Origin of the sequence: Actinocatenispora rupis (assembly GCF_016861975.1) — a bacterium.
Classification (GTDB): domain Bacteria; phylum Actinomycetota; class Actinomycetes; order Mycobacteriales; family Micromonosporaceae; genus Actinocatenispora; species Actinocatenispora rupis.
Map to the genome: position 1 here is coordinate 11,752 of NZ_BOMB01000025.1, position 22,162 is coordinate 33,913.

The following is a 22,162-nucleotide window of genomic DNA, read 5'->3' on the forward strand; positions in this document are numbered from 1 at the left end:
GAGCCCCGTTCGTCCGCTACGTCTTCGTCGATCCGGATCGGGGCCGCGCGGCGTGATCGACCCCTGACAGCCGTACACCAGCCTAGGGACACGGCTTCGCATGTCTGTCGGCTCTGTTGCAGAACGTCGGTTGTCGGATGACCGACTCAGTCGCCGGCCTTCTGCGCGCTCGCGGTCGGCGACGGCGCCGGGGCCGAGGAGAACTTCAGCGCCGCGTCCGGATCCAGCGCCGGCCCGGTCGGCACCAGGTCGAGCAGCGGCTTCGGCACCGCCACCGGCTTCTTCCCGCCGTACCCCAGCAGGTCGGCGGCCTTCTTCCTGCCCGAGTCGACCAGCGCGTACTTGTGGCCCTGGTCGGTGACCAGGTAGATCGTGGTGCCGGCGGTGACGCCCGGCTGCGGCTCCTCGCGGACCAGCGCGCCCCGCCCACCCGGTACGACGATGCGGTCGGCGACCGGTCCGTCGTCGGCCGGGCCGCTCGCCTCCTGCGCGGCGTTCGGGTCGGGGCGGAGCGCGGCCGGCGTCTGCGGGTAGAGCCGGAGCCGGACCGACCCGCTCGTCCCCTCGTACGCCGCGCACACCGCGGGCTGGCTGCCGCTCGGCGCCGCGATCCTCGGTACGCGCTGCGGAAAGCCGGTCGCCTCGATGGTGTTCTTGCTGTTCAGGTCGCCGGCGACGGCGCTGGACGGTACGTGCGTCGGCTGCGCCCCGCCGAGCAGCAGCTTCGCGGTCACCTCGTGGATCGACACCAGCCCGTCGCGCAGCAGTACGTAGTAGACGCCGCTGCTCTCGAAGACGTCACCGACCTTGTGCTCCGCGCCGTTCACGGTACGGCCCGGCTCGTCCTTGCCCGGGATGGTCGGCGGGGCCAGGTCCGGGCCGGACGGGATGGCGCTCAGCATCGCCGTGCCCACCACCGAATGGTCGGCGCCGGTCAACCCCAGCGAGGTCAGCGCCGTCGCGTCGGGCACCTTGAACCGTTCGTCGTGCCACAGCAGGTACGTGGTGCCCTGCGTGTCGCCCTCGGTCACCAGCAGGCCGTCCTGCCCCGGGCCGGCGCCGCCGGGCAGCGCCCGACCCACCATCAGCTCCGTCGCCAGCGTGCTCGACGAACTCGCGTACTTCGGGGAACTGCACACGATCCACGGCATGCCGAGCAGTGCCGACGGGTCGGGAATCGAGTCGGGCGCGCCGACGATCCCGGTCGCCGCACCGCGCGGTACGCCACGCAGCGAACTCGCCGAGACCTGTTGCGGCGCAACGCTTCCGACGATGAGCCGGGCGGACGCGTAGTTCAGGATCGGGTGCAGCTCACCGCTCTGGTACACGTAGCGGGCGCCGGACTCGCGCTCGATGACGAACGAGCCCTCCTTCTTCCAGGAGTCGGCGCCGCCCGGACGCAGCACCCCGTAGACCCCGACGCCGGCGAAGACGATCACGCCGACCATGAGGCTCGCGAACGCCGCGAGCCCCAGCCGGCGCATCGGCAACACGGTGCTTTCCGGCTCGCCCGAGAGCATCGCGCCGACGATCCTCCGGGTGACGAACCGGTATCCCTGCAGCTGTTCCCGCCGAGTCGGCATTGCGAACTCCCCGTGTGTCGCATTGATGCCAATCCCTGGTCGATCGGAGGACGATCGTATGACCGGCGTGCAACGGTGGCCCGTGCCGGTTTTGTGCCGGCCCTACGATGGGTGGCCGCCGCGGACCGATGCGTACTTGCGGCGTCCGTACTCGGATGTCCTGAACGGGGAAGGATGGCGAGGCATGGTGATGACGCAGGCCCCGCCCGCGCGGGCCCGTGCCGCGGTCCGGGTCGACGACGCGGGCGCCGGGGAGGTGCGTTTCGCCCCGCGCGGCGGCCGGCGCCGGTTCGGCGGCGTGCGGGTCACCCAGTTCGTCCTGGCCGAGCTGGGGCTCGCCGCGCTGGTGATCGCCGCGAACCGGGAACCCCGGCCGATCTGGCTGGTCGCGGCCGGCGTCGTCGCGCTGGCGCTGCTGTTCGTGGCGTTCGGGCGCAGCGGCGGCCGCTGGTGGACCGAGTGGATCACCCTCCGCCGGCGGTACCGCAGGCGTCGCGGCGCGCTCGGCGGCGCCACCGAGGACGCCCGGCTCGCCGCGCTGCGCCGGCTGGTACCCGAGCTGTCCATCCGTACGGTCGAGGACCGGGGCAGCCGCATCGGCATCGGGCAGGACGAGTCCGGCTGGTTCGCCGTCGTCGCCATCGCCCCGCGTACCGGGCTGCGCGGTGACCCGACGGAGAGCCTGCCGCTGGACGCGCTCGCCCGGGTCCTCGACGAGGGCGGCCTGCGCGTCTCCGTACTCCAGGTCGTCGTGCACAGCATCCCCGGGCCGGCCGCGCTGCTGGACGACACCGCGCCCGCCGCCCGCTCGTACCGGGAGCTGGCCTCGGGGGACACCGGCGTGGAGCCGATCGACCAGCGGTGCTGGATCGCGGTCCGGCTCGACCCCGCCGCGGCGTCCGAGGCGGCGGCCACCCGCGGCGGTGGACTCGACGGCGTGCACCGAGCCCTGTGTACCGCGGTCGGCCGGCTCGGGAAGGCCGTCAGCGGCGCCGGCCTCGACTACGAACTGCTCGACGCGGAGGGTGTCCGCGACGCGCTGGCCCAGTCCTGCGGCGTCACCGGGTACGTCGACCCCGGCTCGGTCGGCACCATCGGCGAGCAGTGGTCGAGCTGGCGCGCCGGCGGCCTCGCGCACGCGTCCTTCTGGGTACGGTCCTGGCCGCGGCTGCGCGACGTCAGCGGCGTGCTCGGCCGCCTCGCGCGTACCCCGGCGGTCATGACCAGCGTCGCGCTGACCATGGCACCGCAGGAGGACGGCACCGACTTCCGGGTCCTCGTCCGCGTCGCCGCCCAACCCGAACACCTCGCCACCGACTGCCGCGCGCTGCAACGCCTCGCCGGCGTCTCGCGCGCCCGGCTGTTCCGGCTCAACGGCGAGCAGGCCCCCTCCGTGTACGCCACGGCCCCGAGCGGAGGTGGCCCGCAGTGAGCGTGTACGGATCGCGTCGCCCGCCGGAGGATCCCGACCCGCCCCACGGCCGACACGCGCAGCCCGACGACGAGGACCAGCCGGCGACCGGCGTCGCGTCACCCGCCGACGGGGCCGGCGGCCGTGCCGTGCCACCCACCTCGGGCCCGGCACCGCTGATCCCCGGCCTGGCCCCCGGCCCCGGTACTCCCGGCACCACGTACGGGTCCGCCCGGCCACCCGCCGACCCGCCGTCGAGCCAGGGCACGTCACCCGCCCGGCCGCCGACCGGCTCGTACCCGGCGGTCGGTGGTGGTGCGCCGCGTCCCCCGGACCCACCCGGTACGGGCCAGCCCGCCGGATCCCGTGGCGCCCGGCAGATGTCAGGCAGCGCTGGCCAACCGACCGCGGGGCGGCCCGGATCCGCGCAGCCGGCCCCGGGCCAACCCGCTCCCACCCGGCCGGCTCCGCCCGGATCTGGCTCTGCGCAACAGATTCCGGGTCAACCTGCTGCACCGGGCGGGCCGGCCGCGGGGCAACCTTCCGTCAAGCCCGGAACTGGGCGCGCGCAACCGATGCCGGGTCAGTACGCCGCCGGCCAACCGATCTCGGGTCAACCTGGCTCGGGTCAACAGCAAGTGCCCGCCCCGCCCGGATCTGGCTCTGCGCAGTCGGCCTCGGGCCAACCTGGTACGGGGCAACCGCCCGCGTCAGCCTCCCCCGGATCTGGCTCGGCCTCGGGGCAACCTGGTACCGGGCAGCCGGTCCAGCCCGCCCCGCCAGGACCTGGCTCCGCACAACGGATCCCGGGGCGACCCGTCGCGGGGCAGCCGGTCCCGAGCCGACCGGCGGCCGCTCGGCCGTCCATGGCTCAGCCAGGCCCCGGAGAACCGATCCCGGGGCAGGCTGCTCCCGTTCAGCCTGGAGCGGTACAGGCGGGCGCCGGTCGGCCTGGATCCGGCCCCGCGCAACCGATCCCGGCCCCACCTGGCCGGCCGAACCCAGGGCAGCCTGCGCTCGGTCAAGCGACCTCAGGGCAGTCCCTCCCCGCCCAGCCGGGTGCCGGGCAACCAGGTACCGGACCGTCCACGTACGCCGGGCAGGCGACGGGTGGCGTGGCGCCGTGGCCCGGGCGTACGCCAGGCTCGGACGCCCCCGTCAGCAGCCCGCCGGTGAGTGGGCCGCCGGTCAGCGCGCCACCCCGGAACCCGGTGAGCGGACCGCCGGTGAGCGGCCCACCCGGTACGGCGGGGGTGCTGGCGCCGATGAGCGCACCGCAGCAGCCGCGACGGCCGGTCCCGACTGGACCGTCCGGCCCGCTGAACGCCGGGGGTACGTCGACCGTGCTGCCGGTGTCCGGTGCGCCGGTGTCGGGCGCGTCGATGCCGGGCATCGTACGGCCGGGTCAGGCGCAGCCGCCGCTCGGCGCGGGCACCGTGTACGGCGCGGTCGAGCCGGCCACCCTGCCGGAGCGGTCGCGTCCGCGCCGGCTGCGACCGTTCTCGCCGATGCGGATCGGCATGCACGGCGTGTCCAGGACGGCGTTGCAGCAGATCGAGGTGCCGGGGTCGAGCAGCGGCCTGATGTTGGGGCAGGACGGCAACAAGGTCCCGGTGCTGGTCCGGATGTTCCGTGACGAGCCGACCCGGCTGTCGCTGATCGGTGGGCTGTGGGCGGCCCGCGTGACGGTGTTCCGCGCGCTGGCGATGGGCGCCCGCGTCGTGGTGTTCACCGGTCAGCCGACCGAATGGAAGGGTTTCGGCCGCTGGGCGACGGGCCGGGACGACCGGGTCGCGGTGATGTCGGGCGAGCGTGCGGTGACGGTGGGCGCGACGGCCACCTCACCCGCCCTCCTGCTGTACGACGTGGGCTTGAACGGTGCGCAGCAGCCGCCCGCGCTCGGCCCGTGGCAGACGCAGCTCACGGTGTTGCGCCAGCTGACGGCGTACGGGTTTCCGCCGGTGCAGGCGTCGAACATGGTACTGATGCAGCGGCTCGCGCCGAACGAGGCGCACGCCGCCGCGTCCGTCCTGAAGCTCACCGACGAGACGGTGTCGCTGCTGCAACTCCTCCGCGACGACATGCTCGCCGTACTCGGTGGCCAGGCCGACCGGTACCTCTGGCTGAACCCTACGCAGATCGAGAACACGCAGTTCGGCGCCGCGCACCGCTGACCGACGACGGTGCTCCTCCGGCCGTACCGGAGGGGCACCGTCGTGCGGTCAGCCCTTGATCGAGCGGATGAACGCGTACGCCCCGCAGATCCACATGGCCAGCGGGATCACCGAGACGATCAGCAGTACCTCGACGATGTCGACGAGCCGGGTCCACACCGGCATGATCCTGGTTTCGGCAAGGGCGAGTCCGGAGACGAGGCAGACGACGGCGACGACCAGCAGCGCGGGCAGGATCACCAGCAGCCGCAGCGCCGGCCCGACCTCGGTGAACGCGGCGACGGCGGTCAGCCCGAGCCCCAGCATCCCCGCGGTCATCAACGGCAGCCGCTGCCAGCCACCGGCGAACGACCGGCACCGGGCCAGGAGTACCAGAGCGAGGACGCCGAGGAGGACGAGCCGGGGCCAGCCGGTGCCGCCGAACGCGAGGGCCACCTCGGCGCCGAGCCCGACCACGGCGGTGGCGCCGAGCAGGCCGGTGAGGTGCCGGTCGGCGGCGTCGCTCTGGTGCAGGACGCGGTGCCCGTCGACGGTCTCGGTGTCGGCGCGCAGCTCGTCGGGGCCGGCGGGGATGGTGGGCATCGGCAGCCGCCCGAGCCGGAACGCGCACGACGGCAGTACCGGCGTGCACGCCAGCGCGACGGCGCCGACGACGCCGCCCGCCCCGGCCGCGCTGGCGCCGAACAGCAGGCTGACCAGGCTGCCGACGACGATCGCGACGCCGCAGATGGCGGCGCCGAGGAAGACGTGCGCGTAGTCGGCGACGGCGCTCGCCCCGAGCACCGCGTACAGCACGGCGACGGCGCCGGCGAGGAGTACGTGCGGTGCGCGGAGGTCGCCGACGCCGTGGCCGCCGGCGGCGACCAGCAGGCCACCGGTCGCCCCGTACGTGATGCCGAGGAGGGCGAGGACGAGTCCGGTCTGGCTGTTGGCCAGGGCCCGCGCGGCGACGGTGGCGGCGACCAGCAGCGCGAGCCCGACGCCGAGCGCGCCGAGCGCGCCGGGCAGCTGGGGCGGGCCGGCGAGGACCGTCAGGGCGACGCCGAGCAGCAGCGTGCCGACCGCTGAGCCGATGCCGAACCGTCGGGTCAGCGACGGTCGCCAGCGCCCGCCGCGGTCCTGCGTCGCGGTGGCGATCGCGTCCACGACGTCGTCGAACACGGCGTCGGGCGCGGACGTGGCGCGGGGTGTGAAGTAGAGCTGCTCGCCGTCGCGGATGCCGAGCTGGCCGGCGGACCGCGTGCTGTCGATGACCATGCCGCCGAGTCGGGCGAGCACCCAGCCGCCCTTGGTGGTGCCGTCGTCGGCCAGGTCCTCCCCGGCGTACCGCAGCAGGGTCGGCAGCAGGTCGGCGAGCGGTACGTCCTCGGGGAGGGCCAGGTCGATGCGCGTCTTCGGGGCGACGACCGTGACCCGGCACAGTCCACTGCCGACGGTGTTGACCACCTCTGCCTCCTCTGAGCCCTCCGGCCGGTTGGCGAATCAATCCATCATCGCGGCCCGGTCAAGGCGTCTTGGTACGGAAGATCCGGTTTCTCGGTGGGTGTCGGCAGTGTGACAGCGAGGTGGCGCGGATTCGACAAGATGGGCGACGGGCTCGCGAACGATACGCGAGCTGTGTCATGTCCCAATTCGGTACGCAGGGGGCCGAAGTGGAACGACCGGTACAGCGGCCACGGCCGCGCAGGCGACCCGCCACCATCGACAGGGGTACGACCGCGGAGGCGCCATGAGCACCGTGGTGTTCCGCCGCCCGCCCCGGCGTCCCGGGCCCCAGCTGCCGCGCGGTGAGCTGCTGTTGGAGTCGCCGCCGGAGGTACCGGAGGAGCTGCCCCGCGGTCTCGGCCAGATCCTGATGGTCCTGCCGATGCTCGCCGGCGCCGGCGCCATGGCCTTCATGTACGCGGGGCGTGGCGGCGGCATGATGACGTACGTCGCGGGTGGCATGTTTGGCGTGTCGATGCTGGGCATGGCGGTGGGCCAGCTCGGCGGCGGCCGCGGCGACAAGACCGCCGAGCTGAACGCGGAACGCCGCGACTACATGCGTTACCTGGCGCAGATCCGTAAGCGGGTGCGGCGGGCGTCGGAGGCGCAGCGTGCGGCGCTGACGTGGAAGCACCCGGAGCCGGACGCGCTGTGGTCGATCGCCGCGTCGCGGCGGATGTGGGAGCGTCGGATATCCGACGACGACTTCGGCGAGATCCGCGTCGCGGTGGGGCCGCAGAAGCTGGCGGTCAAGATCGTCACGCCGGAGACCAAGCCGGTCGAGGACCTCGAACCGATGAGCGCGATCGCGTTGCGCCGCTTCGTCCGTACGTTCAACCCGGTGCCGAACCTGCCGACGGCGGTGTCGCTGCGCGCGTTCAGCCGGATCGTGCTGCGCGGCGACCGGGAGGCGGACCTGGGCGCGGCGCAGTCGTTGCTGTGCCAGGCGGCCACCCTGCACGCGCCCGACGACCTGCGCATCGCGGTGGTCACCCCGACGGAGAACTTCGCGCTCTGGGACTGGACCAAGTGGCTGCCGCACAACCAGTACCCCCGGCGTACGGACGCGGCGGGTCCGGTGCGGATGGTGTTCGAGACGATGGCCGAGCTGGAGGAGCTGCTGGCGGAGGAGATCTCGGCCCGCCCGCGGCACTCGCCCGACGCCAAGCCGCTGACCGACCAACCCCACCTCCTCGTCGTACTCGACGGCGGCGAGGTCACGGCGGACTGCCAGCTCACCGGCCCCGCCCTGCTCGGTACCACGGTGCTGGACCTGAACGGGACGGTGCCGCGGGACGCCGGCCGCTGGCTGCTGTGCCTCGACCTGTGGCCGGACAAGGCGGAGGTGTACCGCGGGGACCGGAGTACGCCGATCGGGCGGCCGGACCACATGAGCCGCGAGCAGGCCGAGGCGGTCGCCCGGCAGCTCGCGCCGTACCGGATGTCCGCGCAGGCCGGGCCGGAGGACACGCTGGCCACCGCGTACGAGCTGACGGACCTGCTGGGGGTGGGCGACGCCGGCGGCTTCGACCCGCACCGGACGTGGCGGCCGAACAAGCCGAACCGCGAGCGGCTGCGCATCCCGCTCGGCCGCGGCCCGGACGGCGGGCTGGTCGAGCTGGACATCAAGGAGGCGGCGCAGGAGGGCATGGGGCCGCACGGCCTGATCATCGGCGCGACCGGGTCCGGCAAGTCGGAGCTGCTGCGCACGATCGTGTCCGCGCTGGCCATCGGCCACTCGTCCGAGGAGCTGAACCTCGTCCTCGTCGACTTCAAGGGCGGCGCCACGTTCGCGTCCCTCGACGTACTGCCGCACACGAGTGCGGTGATCACCAACCTGGAAGACGAGATCGAGCTGGTCGACCGGATGAAGGACGCGCTGGCCGGCGAGATGGTGCGCCGCCAGGAGCTGCTCCGCGCCGCCGGCAACTACGTCTCCCAGTACGAGTACGAGAAGGCGCGGCGGGCCGGTGAACCGCTGGAACCGTTGCCCGCACTGCTGATCATCTGCGACGAGTTCTCCGAACTGCTGGCCGCGAAGCCGGACTTCATCGAGCTGTTCGTGATGATCGGCCGGCTCGGCCGGTCGCTCGCGGTGCACCTTCTCCTTGCCTCCCAACGGTTGGAGGAGGGCAAGCTGCGCGGACTGGACACGCACCTGTCCTACCGGATCGGGTTGCGGACGTTCTCGGCGGTCGAGTCGCGGATCGTGCTCGGCGTCCCCGACGCGTACGAGCTGCCCAACGCGCCGGGCCACGGTTACCTCAAGGTCGACACGTCGACGATGCTGCGCTTCCGCGGCGCGTACGTGTCGGGTCCGTACAAGCAGGGTGCGGCGAAGGAGCGGGAGCAGGCGCTGGTGTCCGGCAAGGTCGTGCGGTTCACGGTGGACCACACGCCGGTGCCGGACCTGCCCGAGGAGCACGAGCCGGAGCCGCAGCACGACGAGCAGGGCGGCAAGCAGACCTCCGTACTGGAGGTCATCGCGGACCGGTTGACCGGCCAGGGCAAGCCGGCGCACCAGGTGTGGCTGCCGCCGCTGTCCGCGCCGCCGCCGCTGTCGGAGCTGCTGCCGGAGCTGATGGTCGACCCGGAGCGCGGCCTGTGCCCCGCCGGGTCGGACCGGCTCGGCACGCTGACCACCCCGGTCGGCGTCGTCGACAAGCCGTACGAGCAGAAGCGCGACCTGTTCACCGCGGAGCTGGGCGGCGCCGGCGGCAACGTGATCATCGTGGGCGGCCCGCAGACCGGCAAGAGCACCATGCTGCGGTCGCTGATCTGTTCGCTCGCGCTGACCCACACCCCGCGCGAGGCGCAGTTCTTCTGCCTGGACTTCGGCGGCGGCACCCTCACCACCCTCAAGGACCTGCCGCACGTGTCCGGCGTCGCCACCCGCCGCGAGGCCGAGGCCGTCCGCCGTACGGTCGCCGAGGTGATCGGGGTGCTGGACGCGCGCGAGGCGCGGTTCACCGAGCTGGGCATCGACTCGATCGCCACGTACCGGCGGCGGCGCGCGGCGGGCGAGTTCGCCGACGATCCGTTCGGGGACGTGTTCTTGGTCGTGGACGGCTGGGGCACCGTCCGCGAGGACTACGACGAGTACGAGCAGAAGCTGGCCAGCCTGGCGCAGCGCGGCCTCGGCTTCGGCGTACACCTGGTGATCACGGCAGCCCGCTGGGCCGAGGTACGGATCAACATGCGCGACCTGCTCGGTACCCGGTTCGAGCTGAAGCTGGGTGACCCGGCCGAGTCCGAGATCGACCGGCGCTCCGCCGCCAACGTGCCAGCTCGTACGCCGGGGCGCGGCCTGTCGCCGCAGAAGCTGCACTTCCTGTCCGCGGTACCGCGGATCGACGGGCACGCCACCGACGAGAACCTGTCCGACGGCGTCGCCGACCTGGTACGACGGATCCGCGACGGCTGGTCGAAGGACCCCGCGCCGAAGGTACGGCTGCTGCCGCGGATGTTCACGGCGGAGCGGTTCGTCGAGGAGGCGCCGCAGAGCCGGTCCGGCCTGGTCACGATCGGCCTGGACGAGAGCCAGCTCGCGCCGGTCGCGCTGGACTTCGCGACCGAGCCGCACTTCTTCGCCCTCGGCGACTCGGAGAGCGGCAAGTCCACGCTGCTGCGGGTCATCGCGAAGCAGCTGGTCGCGAAGTACACACCGGAGCAGGCGCGGATCATCATCGCCGACTACCGGCGTTCGCTGCTGGGCGCGATCGGCGGCGACCACCTCCTCGGGTACGCGGCGTCCGGGCAGGCGTTGCAGGAGATGATGGGCTCGGTCGTCGGCTCGATGAAACGGCGGCTGCCCGGCCCGGACGTCACGCCCGAGCAGCTCCGGGACCGCAGCTGGTGGAGCGGCCCCGACCTGTACGTACTGGTCGACGACTACGACCTGGTCGCCAGCCCGTCCGGCAACCCGATCGCGCCGCTCGCCGAGTTCCTGCCGCAGGCCCGCGACATCGGCCTGCACCTGATCCTCACCCGCCGGTGCGGCGGCGCCGCCCGCGCCATGTACGAGCAGGTCGTCCAGCGGCTCAAGGAGCTGGACAGTCCGGCGCTGCTGATGTCCGGAAACCGGGAGGAGGGCGCGCTGTTCGGCAGCCTCAAGCCCAGCCCGCAGCCGCCGGGGCGCGGCACCCTGGTCCGCCGCAGGGAGGGCAACGAGCTGATCCAGCTCGCGTACCTGCCGCCGTCGTGACGCTGCGTCGGCCGGCGCCGGGTGGGGCGACCCGTCCCGCTCGTCAGAAATCCGTATCGGTCGGGCATCTGTCACGGCCCGAGCAGGTTCGGCCCTCGCGGAGCGTTGCGGGGTTCCGATACCGTTCTTTCCACGTTGGGTATGGCCGTCGGTACACCGGGCATTCGTTCCGGTGCGTCGGCCGGGACACGGGGTCCTCCAATGCTTTGGGAGGTGGATCATGGGCAACGGGCCCATGCAGGTTGACCACGCGACACTGCACACCGCTGCCAATGACGTCCGGTCGACCCGGGACGAGATCCAGGGCGACCTGAACAAGCTGGAATCGCTTGTGCAGCAGGACCTTGAGAGTGCCTGGAAGGGCACCGCCGCGGGGTCGTTCCAGACTCTGATGCAGCGCTGGCACGAGGACAGCAAGACGCTGATGCAGGCGATGGCCGACATCGCCGACCTGCTCGACAAGTCGGGTACCCAGCACCAGCAGAACGACGAGAACCAGCAGCAGATGCTGGACAAGATCCATCAGGCGCTGGGCTGACGGGGACGGGGAGTTCGAGCATGTCGATGATCAAGGTTGACCCGCACGTACTGCAGGAAGCCCACGCGCAGATGAAGTCGATCGCGCAGGGCATGGACAGCAAGCTGGACACGCTGCGTTCCGGCCTGCAGCGGATGGAGTGGGAGGGCAGCGACCGCACCGCGTACCAGGAGCACCAGGCCAAGTGGGACAAGGCCGTGACCGACCTCAACGCGGTGCTGAACCAGATCGGCGCCGCGGTCGGCATCGCCAGCGACAACTACGTCAACACCGAGATGAGCAACAGCAAGCTCTGGGGCTGACGGCTTCGGGGTGCAGACCACCCATCGTGGCCCTGGCCCCTCGGGTCAGGGCCACAGCCATGTCGGCACCGCGCCGGATCGCTGGTGCCAGCGCAGATCGCCAGGAGACACCGCAGGATTCCCACGGGGGACGAGGTGTGGGGCGCGCACCGTTCCGCACCGCCGATTGGAGTACTGATGGGACACGACTGGAGTGTCGATCTCGGTAGTACGAAGAAGATCGAGGTCGACACCGAGCATCTGGAGAACATCACCAAGTACCTGAAGGTCTTGTCGGACTCGATCAACGACGACCTGCTGCCGTACCTGGACGAGGTCAACCGTGACGTGGCCTTCGGGTACGGCGGGGTCAAGATGATCCAGGGCGACGGCGGCGGGCAGGCCTCCGCGTTCGGTTCGCCCAACATCGCGACGATCGCCGACCTGGGGAAGAAGGTGGGCGACGCGTACACGGCGGTGAAGGAGAGCCTGACGGCGATCGCCGGCGACTTCGACGCCTCCGGCTCGGCGATCTCGTCGATCGCCGAGAAGTACAAGAGCTCGGACGACCGGAACAACGCGTCGATGAAGGACTTCGACACGGCGTTCAGCGCGGCGAAGTCCAGCGGGACGAACGGGTAGGGGGCGGGTCGTGCCGAGTTGGGAAGAGATCGTCACCGACATCGTCATCTGCAGCAACTACTACGGCATCGACGACGCCGCGACCGGCTGGAGCGCCATCTTCCGCCACATGGGTACGCTGCGCGACGACGTCGACCGGCTCGCCAAGGAGAGCAAGCCGTGGAAGGGCCAGGCGGCCGACGACTTCCGCAAGCACCTGAAGAAGTGCTCCGACGCGCTGGAGGACCTCGACACCAACCACCGCAAGATCGTCCATGCGCTGGAGGGTGCGAGCGAACACCTGAGTACGGCGGTGAACAAGATTCCGATCCCGGCCTGGATGATCCACAAGGTCGAGGACGCGCAGGCGGCGTACGCGAAGGGCATGTCGGTGCCCGGCTTCTCGCCCGGCTCCTTCGCGCAGGAGGCGCTGGCGATCGACGGCGACCTCGTGTCGGGGATCCCCGGCGTCAAGGATCTGGCCGGCTGGGTGGGCGGCAAGGAGGACACGGCGCAGGCCGCGTACAACCAGCTGATCAGCGACTACAACGGGGACATCCAGGCGGTGCCCGCGGGGACGAAGTCCAACCCCGGCGCGGTCGACAAGGACGACGACTACGGCGACACGCCGACGGGTGGCGGCGGTGGCGGACACGTACCGCCGACCGGAACGGGGACGCCGCCGCACACCAGGACGCCGACCAGCCCGACGCCGAAACCGCCGCACACCACCGATCCGAGTACGCCGTGGAAGGACCCGTCGGCGGACTATCCCGGCGGCGACCCGAGCGGTGGCGGCGCCGGATCGGGCCTGGCGGGCGCGGGCGGTGGACCGCTCGGTGCGGGTACCGGTGGTGGCGGGCTGGGCGGTGGCACCCGGGGTGTACCGCCGCTGGGGCCGACGGCGGATCCGGCCGCCGATGCGGCACGTGCCGGCGCCGGCGGTGCCGCCGGAATGATGGGCCGCGGTATGGGCCGGGGTGGCCACGGCGAGGGCGAGGGTGACGAGCACGAGACCTGGCTGACCGAGGACGAGGATCCCTGGGGCGCCGACGGCGACGCCAACCCGTCGGTACTCGGTTCCTGATCGCGCACTTCGTCGTCGTCCGGGCGGGGGCACGCTCGGGCGACAGGAGGAGATGGCTTCCGTGCGACGTTTCCGGACCCGCCCCGCGGGCCGCACCCACTCCCGCCGCCGGCCGGTACTCGTGCTGGCGGCCACCGCGACGGCCGCCGTGCTGGGCGTCCTCGCCGTGCCGGGGCCCGCCCTCGCCATCGACGTACGGGCGGGGCAGTGGCAGCTCGACGCGCTGCACATCGACCGGGCGCAGCAGCTGAGCCGGGGTTCCGGGGTCACCGTCGCGGTCGTCGACAGCGGCGTCGACGCGTCGCATCCCGACCTGTCCGGGCAGATCCTTTCCGGTACGGCGATCGGCGGCGGCAAGGGCGGCGCGAACGACGGCCGTACCGACGCCGCCGGGCACGGTACCCACATGGCCGGTGACATCGCCGCGAAGGGCGGCGGCCGGGAGCACGCGCTGGGCATCGCGCCGGGCGCGAAGATCCTTCCGGTCCGGGTGTTTTCCACCGGGACCGCCGAGCCGAGCGACATCGCCGCCGGGATCCGTTGGGCGGTCGACCACCACGCGAGGATCGTCAACGTCTCGCTGAGCGCCAACGGCACGGCGCCGTCCGGCCTCGTCGACGCCATCGGGTACGCGATGCGCAAGGGCGCGGTCGTCGTGGCCGGTGCGGGAAACCTGAGCAACGGCCAGGACGGCGTGGGCTATCCGGCGAACGTACCGGGTGTGGTCGCGGTGTCCGGCACGACACGGGGCGGGGCGTTCTGGTCCGGGTCGGTCGGCGGTCCGCCCGTCGCGCTGGCCGCACCCGCCGACGGTGTGGTGTCGACCGGGTCGAAGGCGGCCGGCAACCGCACCGGGTACACGAGGGACGAGGGCACCAGCGACGCGGCCGCGTTCGTGTCGGGTGCGGCCGCCCTGGTGTGGTCGAAGTACCCGAGCCTCAGCGCGCCGGACGTGATCGAGCGGCTGATCAGGACCGCCGACGACGCCGGCCCGAGCGGCCGCGACACGCAGTACGGGTTCGGGCGGCTCGACGTCGTGAAAGCCTTGACCGCCAAGGGAATCCCACACGTCGGCCGCAACCCGCTGCTGGCCGGCGGCACGGGTTCCGGCGCGGCCACCCCGGACGGCGGCAGGACCCTGGTACTCAAGGACCGCACCGGCACGTACCTCACGTACGGCGGGATCTTCTGCGGGGTCGGCGTACTCGTCGTGGTCCTCGTGGTGGTGATGGTGGTCGTCTCCGGCCGCCGCCGGCGCCGGCGCGCGCAACCGCCGGCCGGTCCACCACCGGGCGCCTTCCCTGACCCCGGCCGACCCGTCCCGCCGTACGCGCCGCCGCCCGGATACCCGGGCGCGCCACCGCCGCAACATCCCCCGAACCCGCCGCACTGACCCGCGGCCCTTGGCGGGTCTCACGCCGACGACGTCGAGGACGCGCAGGGCACGGATGCGTGACCCCGCGCCCTCGTCGGCACGGACCCCTCCGGTACGCCCGGCTGATCGGAACGGTGCCGTCCCGATGGTGCTGGTGTCCGCGCTGGCGCGGCCGATCCGTACGCGGACGCTGACCGTCCACTGTGGACCCGTTACGGGCCGCTCGGCGTCACGCCGGGCGGCCCGTGGTCACGCGTACGCCAGATCCGTTGGGGTACAAGGGAATCGGCATCTGCGGCGGTCAGCCGCGACCGCCGCTCGGGAGTGCACGCGCCCCGCCGGGGAGTGCGCGGGGTGTGCCGGCGAAACCGCCCTGGCCAGTACGTGAACCGCCGGGCCCGCTCGGCGTGTTGCTGCGGGAACTCGGCGCGGTGACGGCAACCGGCCTGCCGTCGTCGGGTGCCGCGGGCCGCCGGCCGGTCGGGCGGTCCGCGCCGTCCGGTACGAACGCCGCCCGTCCCGCGCGCCAGTCGCGACGCCGACCGCGCGGGACGACCCGGGAACCGATCAGCGCCAGTACGGCGAGGGCGAGGAGTGCCGCGGCGGTGATGCCGGCGGCGAGCTTCACGGTGCGCAGCGGGTCGGCGCGGGTCCGCGGGTCGGCCATCGACCTGTCGCCGGACCCGGCCGGCGCCGCCCCCGCGTCGTCCTTGAGCGTCGCCGTGAGCGCCCGGTACGGGTTGACCACGCCGTATCCGACGGTCGCGTTCCAGCCCTGCGGCGGGTGGTCGGCGGTGCGGAGGATGCGCTCGCGCACCTGCTCCGCACTGAGCTTCGGCTCGTACGCCCGGATCAGCGCGGCGACACCCGCCACGTACGGCGTGGCGAAGCTGGTGCCGGCCGGGAAGGTGATGAAGCCGCCGCCGGCGGGCGCCGGCCCGTCGATGTCCTTGCCGGGACCGGCCAGTTCCAGATAGTTCCCGGTACTGGAGGAGCCGACGTGGCCGCCCTTCTCGTCGATGCCGCCCACGGCGAGCACGCCGGGCAGCGCCGCCGGGTACTGCGCCTCGCCGTTGGCGTCGGTGTTGCCCTCGTTGCCGGCGGCGGCGACCAGCACCACGTCGTGCGCCAGCGCGTACTTCACCGCGCTGCGCAGCGCGTCGGTCGGCACCGTCGTCAGCGACATGTTGACGACCCTGGCGCCGGCGTCGGTGGCGCGCCGGATCGCGTCGGCGATGTACCCCGGCGTGGCGTCGCTGCCCTTCTGATCGTTCACCAGCACCCGGTACGGCAGGATCTCGGCGTCCGGCGCCACCCCGTAGAACGGGGTGCCGGTGTCGTCGCGGCCGGCGATGATGCCCGCGACCACGGTGCCGTGTCCGTACTGGTCGCAGGTGCCGTTGCCGTCGGCGAGGTAGTCGTGACCGCCCTCGTACACCGCGTTCTTGAGGACGACGTTGTCGGGGGAGACGCCGGAGTCGATGACGGCGACCTTGACGCCCTGGCCGCGGCTGAGCGGCCACGCGCGCTGCGGCTGGACCCGGTCGAGCCCCCACGGCGTCCGCTGGAGGGGGTTGTCGTGCGTGGCGCCGGCCGGTACGTGGCAGCTCTGCTGCGCGGCGACGGTGCCGCTGCCGGTGGCGACGTGGTGCTTCTTCGGCGCCGCGGCGGCCGGCACCGCCACCGCCACCGCCACCGCCACCGCCGCGAGCGTGACGACGAGCCCTGCGGCGACACCCGCCCGGACCAGGGCAACCCGGATACTCGACCCGTTCGGCACGAAAGAAAGACTAGTCGAGCGCCGCACCCCGGGCAGTGACGGAATGACGACGAGAGGTCGTGCCCGGGATCGAGGAGTACCGATCTTGGTGCGCTCTTGTAGGTTGGATCCGCTGCATGAGCTGACCGGCGGGAGGTGTGTCGTGCGGGACGGTTACTACGCGAGCTGGCGGGACCAGGAGTACGAGGCGAGCCCGGACGGCGACCGTGTTCGGCTCTACAGCGGCGGTCCCGTCGCCGGCTTCGAACAGATCGGCGCCGAGCGATACCTGCGGGTCGTGCCGCGGACCGACGTCGCCGAGCTGACGTACGTGACGAGCCGGTGCACGTGGCGCGGCCAGCCGTTCCAGGTGATCGGCGAGCACGGGCAGTGGCTCCGGCTGGAGTACCTGGGCGAGCTGCCGGCGCCGTCCGACCTCGGCCTCGCGGCGTACGACCGGGACGTCCACCAGGTGTGGGCGCGGCGCGCCGAGATCGGCGAGATCAGCGAGCAGCGCGGCTGACGACGCGCCCGTGCCCGGGTAGACCCGGACCGGTACGTTGACCAGCGGCGCGGTGTCCGAACCCCGTGTGTCGAGGCGGCAAGGAGGCGAGCATGGCCGACGGCTGGGAGCCGGCGAACGATCTCGAACAGCAACTGTTCGACGCCATGCAGCGCGGTGAGCAGGACCGGTACTTCCAGGTGCTCGGGGCGACCGACCTGCTCCTCCCGATCCCGATGGACGCCAACGGCGCGCCCAACCCCACCGGCTGGGCCACCTGGGCGTACGAGGGGCGCACCTACCTGCTCGCGTTCACCTCGCGCGAGGCGATGACCTCCACCCTCGGGCAGTACGCGGGGGAGTTCCGCACGGCGCGGCTCGGTGAGATCTCCGCCCGCTGGCCGGACCAGTCGTGGTGGCTCGCCATCGACTTCGGCCTGCCGATCGCCGGCTACCTCCCGGCGAACTTCGTGAGTCAGATCACCGGCGTACCGGCGGGGCAGTCGGCGGACCAGGCGCCGCCGGACGAGACGCCGGCGGCCGACCCGCCCGCGCAGCCCGCCGACCCGTCCGCGTGGGCGCCGGCGGCCGAGCAGCCCGCCGCCGACACCACCGACGCGGTACCGGAGCAGGGCGTCGCGGACCAGCCCGCCGCGAGCGAGCCCGGCCCGGCGCCCGGGCAGAACGGCGAGTTCCAGCCGGCGAACGAGGCGGAGGAGGCGCTGCTGCGCTCCGCCGCGGCCGGCGACCGGAAGACGTTCATGGACGCGCTGCTCGCGGCGTACACGCTGATCCCGGTGCCACCGGGGGTGACCACCCAGCCCGCCGTCACCGACCCGTCGTTCCCGTGGCCGAGCATCGACCGCGGCGGATACGTGCAGGTCCCCATCTTCACCTCCACCGAACGCATGCGCGAACGCGTCGGCGACGCGCCGTACGCGGTGGCGCCGTTCGTCCTCGTACTGGAGAACTGGCCGCACCGCGACTGGTCGCTCGCCCTCAACCCGGACACCCCGATCGGCGCGACCCTCGACGGCGAACGCATCGGCGAACTCGCCGACTGGGCCCGCCAGACCCAGCTCGCCGAACGACTCGGCGTCCGCGTACCGGCCGTGGTGCCCGCCGAGCCCGACGCCGCGCCGGTCGCCGACGCGGACCCGTCGGTCGCCGATGCGGACCCGTCGGTGGAGCCGGCCGAGCCCGCCGCGGCGACGTCCGCCGAGCCCGCGACATCGGGGGACGGTGAGCAGGCGGCCTCCGCCGATCCGGTACCGGACGGGCAGGTCGACGAGGCGGTGCCCACCGCCGATCAGGCCACCGCTACGGGCGGGGCCACGTTGGACCAGCCGGCGCGTTCCGTGGCTGCGGACGGCGCGGCCGACGGGCAGGCTGCGGTCGACGAGCCGGTGGCCGACGTCGCCGCCGACGGTACGGACGTTGCCGAGTCGAACGGTGGCCAGCCCGTCGCCGACACGGCCCCGGCGGACGACGCGCATTCCGCCGACGATGCGCCGGCACCGGGCGACGGGTCGGACGACCGCGTATCGGCTGAAGACGCGGCAGGCACGCAGGCCGAGGCCGCCGATTCCGCGACGCCGGATTCCGCGGAGCTGGCGACTCCGGTCGAGACGACGAATCCCGTCACCGTCGAGGAGGCCGCACCGTCCGAGCAGGCGGCCCCCGAGGCGGTGGCTACCTCCGCGGACGAGACCGACCCGGACGCGGGCACCGAGACGACCACCGGCTCCGACGACGCCACGAGCCGTGACGACGCCGCAGGTACCGAGGACGCTGCGGGTTCCGAGGACGCCGTAGGTTCCGACGAGACCGCAGGTACCGAGGCCGCTGCGGGCACCGACGAGGCCGCGGGTTCCGAGGACGCCGCGAGTCGTGACGAGGCCGCGGGTTCCGATGAGGCCGCGGGTTCTGACGACAGTGTTGATTCGGGCGTCGGCGCCGGGACTGACGCGACCGCTGGTTCCGACGACGCCGCTGGCTCCGGTGAGGATTCTGGTGCCGCCGCCGGCGCCGGTCCCAACGACGGCGCTGACGCCGATGCGGGCGCTGGTACCGGCGAAGGCGCCGGTGCGGCGGAGGGCGTGAGTCCGGCTGCGGCGGTCGGCGCGGACGCGGCGCCGGTCGTCGACGACGAGGAGACGCCGGAGTGGCCGCCGCGGCCGAAGCCGGACCCGACGCCCGAGCCGCTGCCCGCGCTGACGTTCCCGGCGATGTTGCAGAAGCCGGTGCCGGACGACCAGGTCGCGTTCTACCTGGAGCGGCACTTCGACCGCGTCGGCGGGTACGTGCACCGTGTCGCGGACGGTCCGGTGCGTGCCGCCGATCTGCGCACGGCGGTGCTGCTCGGTGGTGAGGACGAGCCGGTGCACGCGATCCGGTGGAACGTCGAGTCCGGGCGGCTGTTGCCGCAGCTGGGCGTGCTGCGTTCACCGACCGACCCGGAGCTGGTCGAGTACCGGATCGCGACGACGCGGCTGCCGCACGGCGCGGAGCTGTACCGGATCGACGCGGAGGGTACGACGACGGTGTTGGCCGTGTTCAACGCCGACCACCACCGCTGGCACCCGCTGACCTGAACCTGCCGGCGAGTCCGCCGGCGCACGGTGTCGGGCGACGACCGCTGCCGGTCACCTGAGCCGGTGGGCGGTGTCCGGCGGCGCATGGTGTCGACGCGGAGCGTCTGCCGGCAACCGGTGGCCGGACCCGCGTTCGGCCGCACACTGACCGCGTCGTACCTGGTGACCGTCGTCAACCAGCCGCACAGGACCGCCGGCGCGAACCGTCGACCACCGGGGACGACCTACCGCTGCCGCGGCGGCCATGTGACCCGAGCCTGTTGGCGCTGGTACCGGTCCGACGCGCGATGTCCGCCCGAGCCGGGGCTAATTACTCCTTGATCCAGCGGAGGATTTCGCCGGTGACCAGGTCGGGGACCTCCTGCTGGGGGAAGTGGCCGACCCGGTCGACGAGGCGCCACTCGTACCGGGCGGCGACGTAGCGGCCGGAGCCCTGCGCGGTGCGGGGCAGCATGCCGGTGTCGTCGCCGCCGTGGAGTTGCAGGGTGGGGCTGGTGATGGGCTGCTGCATCAGTTTCACGAAGCGCCGGCCGCTGGGGCGCAGCGCGCCGCGGAACACCCAGCGGTACGCCTCCAGCGCGCAGAACGCGGCGGGCGGGATCTGGATCGCGTCGCGGCAGTGCCGCGCGTACTCGGCGAACTCGGCGCTGGTGCGCCACGGCCCGGCCCAGTCGGCGAGCAGTTCGCCGGCGATGGCGGCGTCGTCGCGAGTGAGGACGTGCTCGTACCGGGGGACCTGGAACTTCAGCAGGTGGCGGCTGGCGGAGAGCTGCCCGCGCGGGTCGGAGAACAGTCCGGTACGCAGGCGCAGCGGGTGGGCGGCGTCGAGCACGACGAGCCGGCGGACGCGTGGCGGGTGGAAGGCGGCGGTCATCCAGGCGAGCAGCCCGCCGAGGTCGTGGCCGACGAGGACGGCGTCGCGCTCGCCGAGGGCGCGGATGAGCCCGTCAACGTCCGCCGACATCGTGTACCCGTCGTATCCGCGGGGTGGCTTGTCGCTCGCGCCGTACCCGCGGAGGTCGACGGCGACGGCCCGGTAGCCGGCGTCGGCGAGGGCGGGAAGCTGGTGGCGCCAGCCGTACCAGGTCTCGGGGAAGCCGTGCAGGAACAGCACGAGCGGTCCGGCGCCGGCCTCGACGACGTGGAACCGGCTGCCGTTGGCCCCGACGAACCGGTGGGTCCACGGCCCGTCGACCAGTACGCAGCTTTCATCGGGCGGGGCGACCATGCGTCCAGGGTAGGCGCCGGCCCCTGAGAGAACGGTCAGGACCGGGCCCGGTGGGCGCGGACACGTCGCCGGAGCAGCGCGGCGGCCAGCAGCGAGGCGATCAGCGAACCGGTCAGTACGGCCGCCTTGATGCGGCCGGCCTCGGCGCCGACCCCGAAGGACAGTTCGGCGATCAGCAGGCTGACGGTGAAGCCACACCCGGCGAGTACGCTCACCGCGGCCAGGTCGCGCCGGTGCATCCCGGCGGGCAGCCGCGCCAGCCGGAGACGGGTGGCGAGCCCGGCGCCGCCGAGTACGCCGAGGGTCTTGCCGACGACGAGCCCGGCGACGACCGCCCACGCGACCCGGTCCGTGGCGAACGCCCGCAGCGCGGCCGGCGACAGCGCGACCCCGGCGGCGAAGAACGCGAACAGCGGTACGCAGAACCCGGCGCTGACCGGCTGTAACCGGTGCTCCAGCCGTTCGGCGGGTGACGCGGACTCGCCGGGATCCGGGCGTACCCGGGTGAGCAGGCCGATCGCGACGCCGGCGAGGGTGGCGTGGATGCCCGAGGCGTGCAGCAGCGCCCACGCCAACACCCCGAGCACCAGGTACGCCGGCCACAGTCGGTGCGGGCGCCGGCCGCGGATCCGCAGCCGCTGGAGCCCCGCGTACCCGAGGAGGGCGGCGACCGCGCCGAGCAGCGGGAGTACGGCGAGGTGGGCGGTGAACAGGACGGCGATGAGCAGGATCGCGCCGAGGTCGTCGACGACGGCGAGCGACAGCAGGAACACCCGTACGCTCGGCGGCAGCGCACTCGCCGTGATCGCGAGTACGGCCAGGGCGAAGGCGATGTCGGTGGCGACCGGAACCGCCCAGGCGTCGCCGATGCCCGGGGCGCCCGCGCCGACCGCGAGCGCCACCAGAACCGGCACGACCATCCCGCCGACCGCGGCGAACACCGGCAGCAGCGCCTGCCGTACGGTGCGCAGTTCGCCGACGACGAGTTCGCGTTTCAGTTCCAGGCCGGCGACCACGAAGAACAGCGTGAGCAGCCCGTCGGTCGCCCACGCGCCGACGGACAGGTGCAGGTGCAGTGCGGCGGGCCCGACCTCCGCGTCCCGCACCATCCGGTACGCCCCGGCGAACGGCCCGTTCGCGGCGACCAGCGCGGCGGCCGTCGCGCCGAGCAGGATCATCCCGCCGATCGTCTCGGTACGGAGGAAGCCGGCCACCGTGGCGGCCGCCGTACGGGTGCGGGCGATGGGAGCGGGACGGTCACCTCGGGTCACGGACGGTCTCCTGGGCTGTGGGGTCGGGTCGACGCGTGCCGACCCGACT

Annotated in this window: 15 protein-coding genes; 10 read left to right on the plus strand and 5 right to left on the minus strand. The window is 73.1% G+C overall.

The window, feature by feature from the left end; genetic code table 11:
• Nucleotides 1–146: 146 nt before the first annotated feature.
• Nucleotides 147–1,583, minus strand: coding sequence for a type VII secretion protein EccB (gene eccB, locus Aru02nite_RS22160; protein WP_203660757.1), 1,437 nt, complete (start codon nt 1,581–1,583; stop codon nt 147–149).
• Nucleotides 1,584–1,767: 184 nt separating this feature from the next.
• On the opposite strand from eccB, the gene eccE reads away from it, so the two are divergent.
• Both eccE and Aru02nite_RS22170 read left to right on the plus strand, forming a co-directional pair.
• A complete protein-coding gene (gene eccE, locus Aru02nite_RS22165) occupies nt 1,768–3,015 on the plus strand; it encodes a type VII secretion protein EccE (RefSeq protein ID WP_203660759.1) in 1,248 nt (415 codons plus the stop codon).
• Between the two features lie 1,205 nt (nt 3,016–4,220).
• Nucleotides 4,221–5,168: a hypothetical protein gene (locus tag Aru02nite_RS22170; RefSeq protein WP_203660761.1), complete on the plus strand. Its 948-nt coding sequence runs from the start codon at nt 4,221–4,223 to the stop codon at nt 5,166–5,168.
• Nucleotides 5,169–5,216: 48 nt separating this feature from the next.
• On the opposite strand, the gene eccD is transcribed toward Aru02nite_RS22170, so the two are convergent.
• Entirely contained in the window at nt 5,217–6,614 is a 1,398-nt protein-coding gene (gene eccD / locus Aru02nite_RS22175; RefSeq protein WP_203660763.1) for a type VII secretion integral membrane protein EccD, read from the minus strand.
• Between the two features lie 283 nt (nt 6,615–6,897).
• On the opposite strand from eccD, the gene eccCa reads away from it, so the two are divergent.
• The 6 genes from eccCa (at nt 6,898) to Aru02nite_RS22205 (ending at nt 14,777) form a co-directional block, all read left to right on the plus strand.
• The gene (gene eccCa / locus Aru02nite_RS22180; RefSeq protein WP_203660765.1) at nt 6,898–10,857 is read left to right on the plus strand and encodes a type VII secretion protein EccCa; all 3,960 of its coding nucleotides are present in this window, start codon (nt 6,898–6,900) and stop codon (nt 10,855–10,857) included.
• Nucleotides 10,858–11,077: 220 nt separating this feature from the next.
• Nucleotides 11,078–11,395 carry a WXG100 family type VII secretion target gene (locus Aru02nite_RS22185; RefSeq protein WP_239076864.1) on the plus strand — a complete coding sequence of 106 codons (318 nt, stop codon included), beginning with the start codon at nt 11,078–11,080 and terminating at the stop codon, nt 11,393–11,395.
• Between the two features lie 20 nt (nt 11,396–11,415).
• Complete coding sequence (locus Aru02nite_RS22190) at nt 11,416–11,697, plus strand: WXG100 family type VII secretion target (protein ID WP_239076865.1); 282 nt, start codon at nt 11,416–11,418, stop codon at nt 11,695–11,697.
• 177 nt (nt 11,698–11,874) lie between these two features.
• On the plus strand, nt 11,875–12,318 hold the full coding sequence (locus Aru02nite_RS22195; protein ID WP_203660767.1) for a hypothetical protein: 444 nt from the start codon (nt 11,875–11,877) through the stop codon (nt 12,316–12,318).
• Nucleotides 12,319–12,328: 10 nt separating this feature from the next.
• On the plus strand, nt 12,329–13,384 hold the full coding sequence (locus Aru02nite_RS22200) for a hypothetical protein (RefSeq protein WP_203660769.1): 1,056 nt from the start codon (nt 12,329–12,331) through the stop codon (nt 13,382–13,384).
• Nucleotides 13,385–13,445: 61 nt separating this feature from the next.
• Nucleotides 13,446–14,777, plus strand: a complete 1,332-nt coding sequence (locus Aru02nite_RS22205) for a S8 family serine peptidase (protein ID WP_203660771.1) — start codon at nt 13,446–13,448, stop codon at nt 14,775–14,777.
• Between the two features lie 283 nt (nt 14,778–15,060).
• On the opposite strand, the gene mycP is transcribed toward Aru02nite_RS22205, so the two are convergent.
• Nucleotides 15,061–16,539: a type VII secretion-associated serine protease mycosin gene (mycP, locus tag Aru02nite_RS22210; RefSeq protein ID WP_239076866.1), complete on the minus strand. Its 1,479-nt coding sequence runs from the start codon at nt 16,537–16,539 to the stop codon at nt 15,061–15,063.
• Nucleotides 16,540–16,681: 142 nt separating this feature from the next.
• On the opposite strand from mycP, the gene Aru02nite_RS22215 reads away from it, so the two are divergent.
• Nucleotides 16,682–17,041, plus strand: coding sequence for a UCP033725 family protein (locus tag Aru02nite_RS22215; protein WP_239076867.1), 360 nt, complete (start codon nt 16,682–16,684; stop codon nt 17,039–17,041).
• A gap of 92 nt (nt 17,042–17,133) precedes the next feature.
• Nucleotides 17,134–19,614: an SseB family protein gene (locus Aru02nite_RS22220; protein WP_203660773.1), complete on the plus strand. Its 2,481-nt coding sequence runs from the start codon at nt 17,134–17,136 to the stop codon at nt 19,612–19,614.
• 310 nt (nt 19,615–19,924) lie between these two features.
• On the opposite strand, the gene Aru02nite_RS22225 is transcribed toward Aru02nite_RS22220, so the two are convergent.
• Complete coding sequence (locus Aru02nite_RS22225; protein WP_203660775.1) at nt 19,925–20,842, minus strand: alpha/beta fold hydrolase; 918 nt, start codon at nt 20,840–20,842, stop codon at nt 19,925–19,927.
• A gap of 35 nt (nt 20,843–20,877) precedes the next feature.
• On the minus strand, nt 20,878–22,113 hold the full coding sequence (gene nhaA, locus Aru02nite_RS22230; RefSeq protein ID WP_239076868.1) for a Na+/H+ antiporter NhaA: 1,236 nt from the start codon (nt 22,111–22,113) through the stop codon (nt 20,878–20,880).
• Between the last annotated feature and the right edge of the window lie 49 nt (nt 22,114–22,162).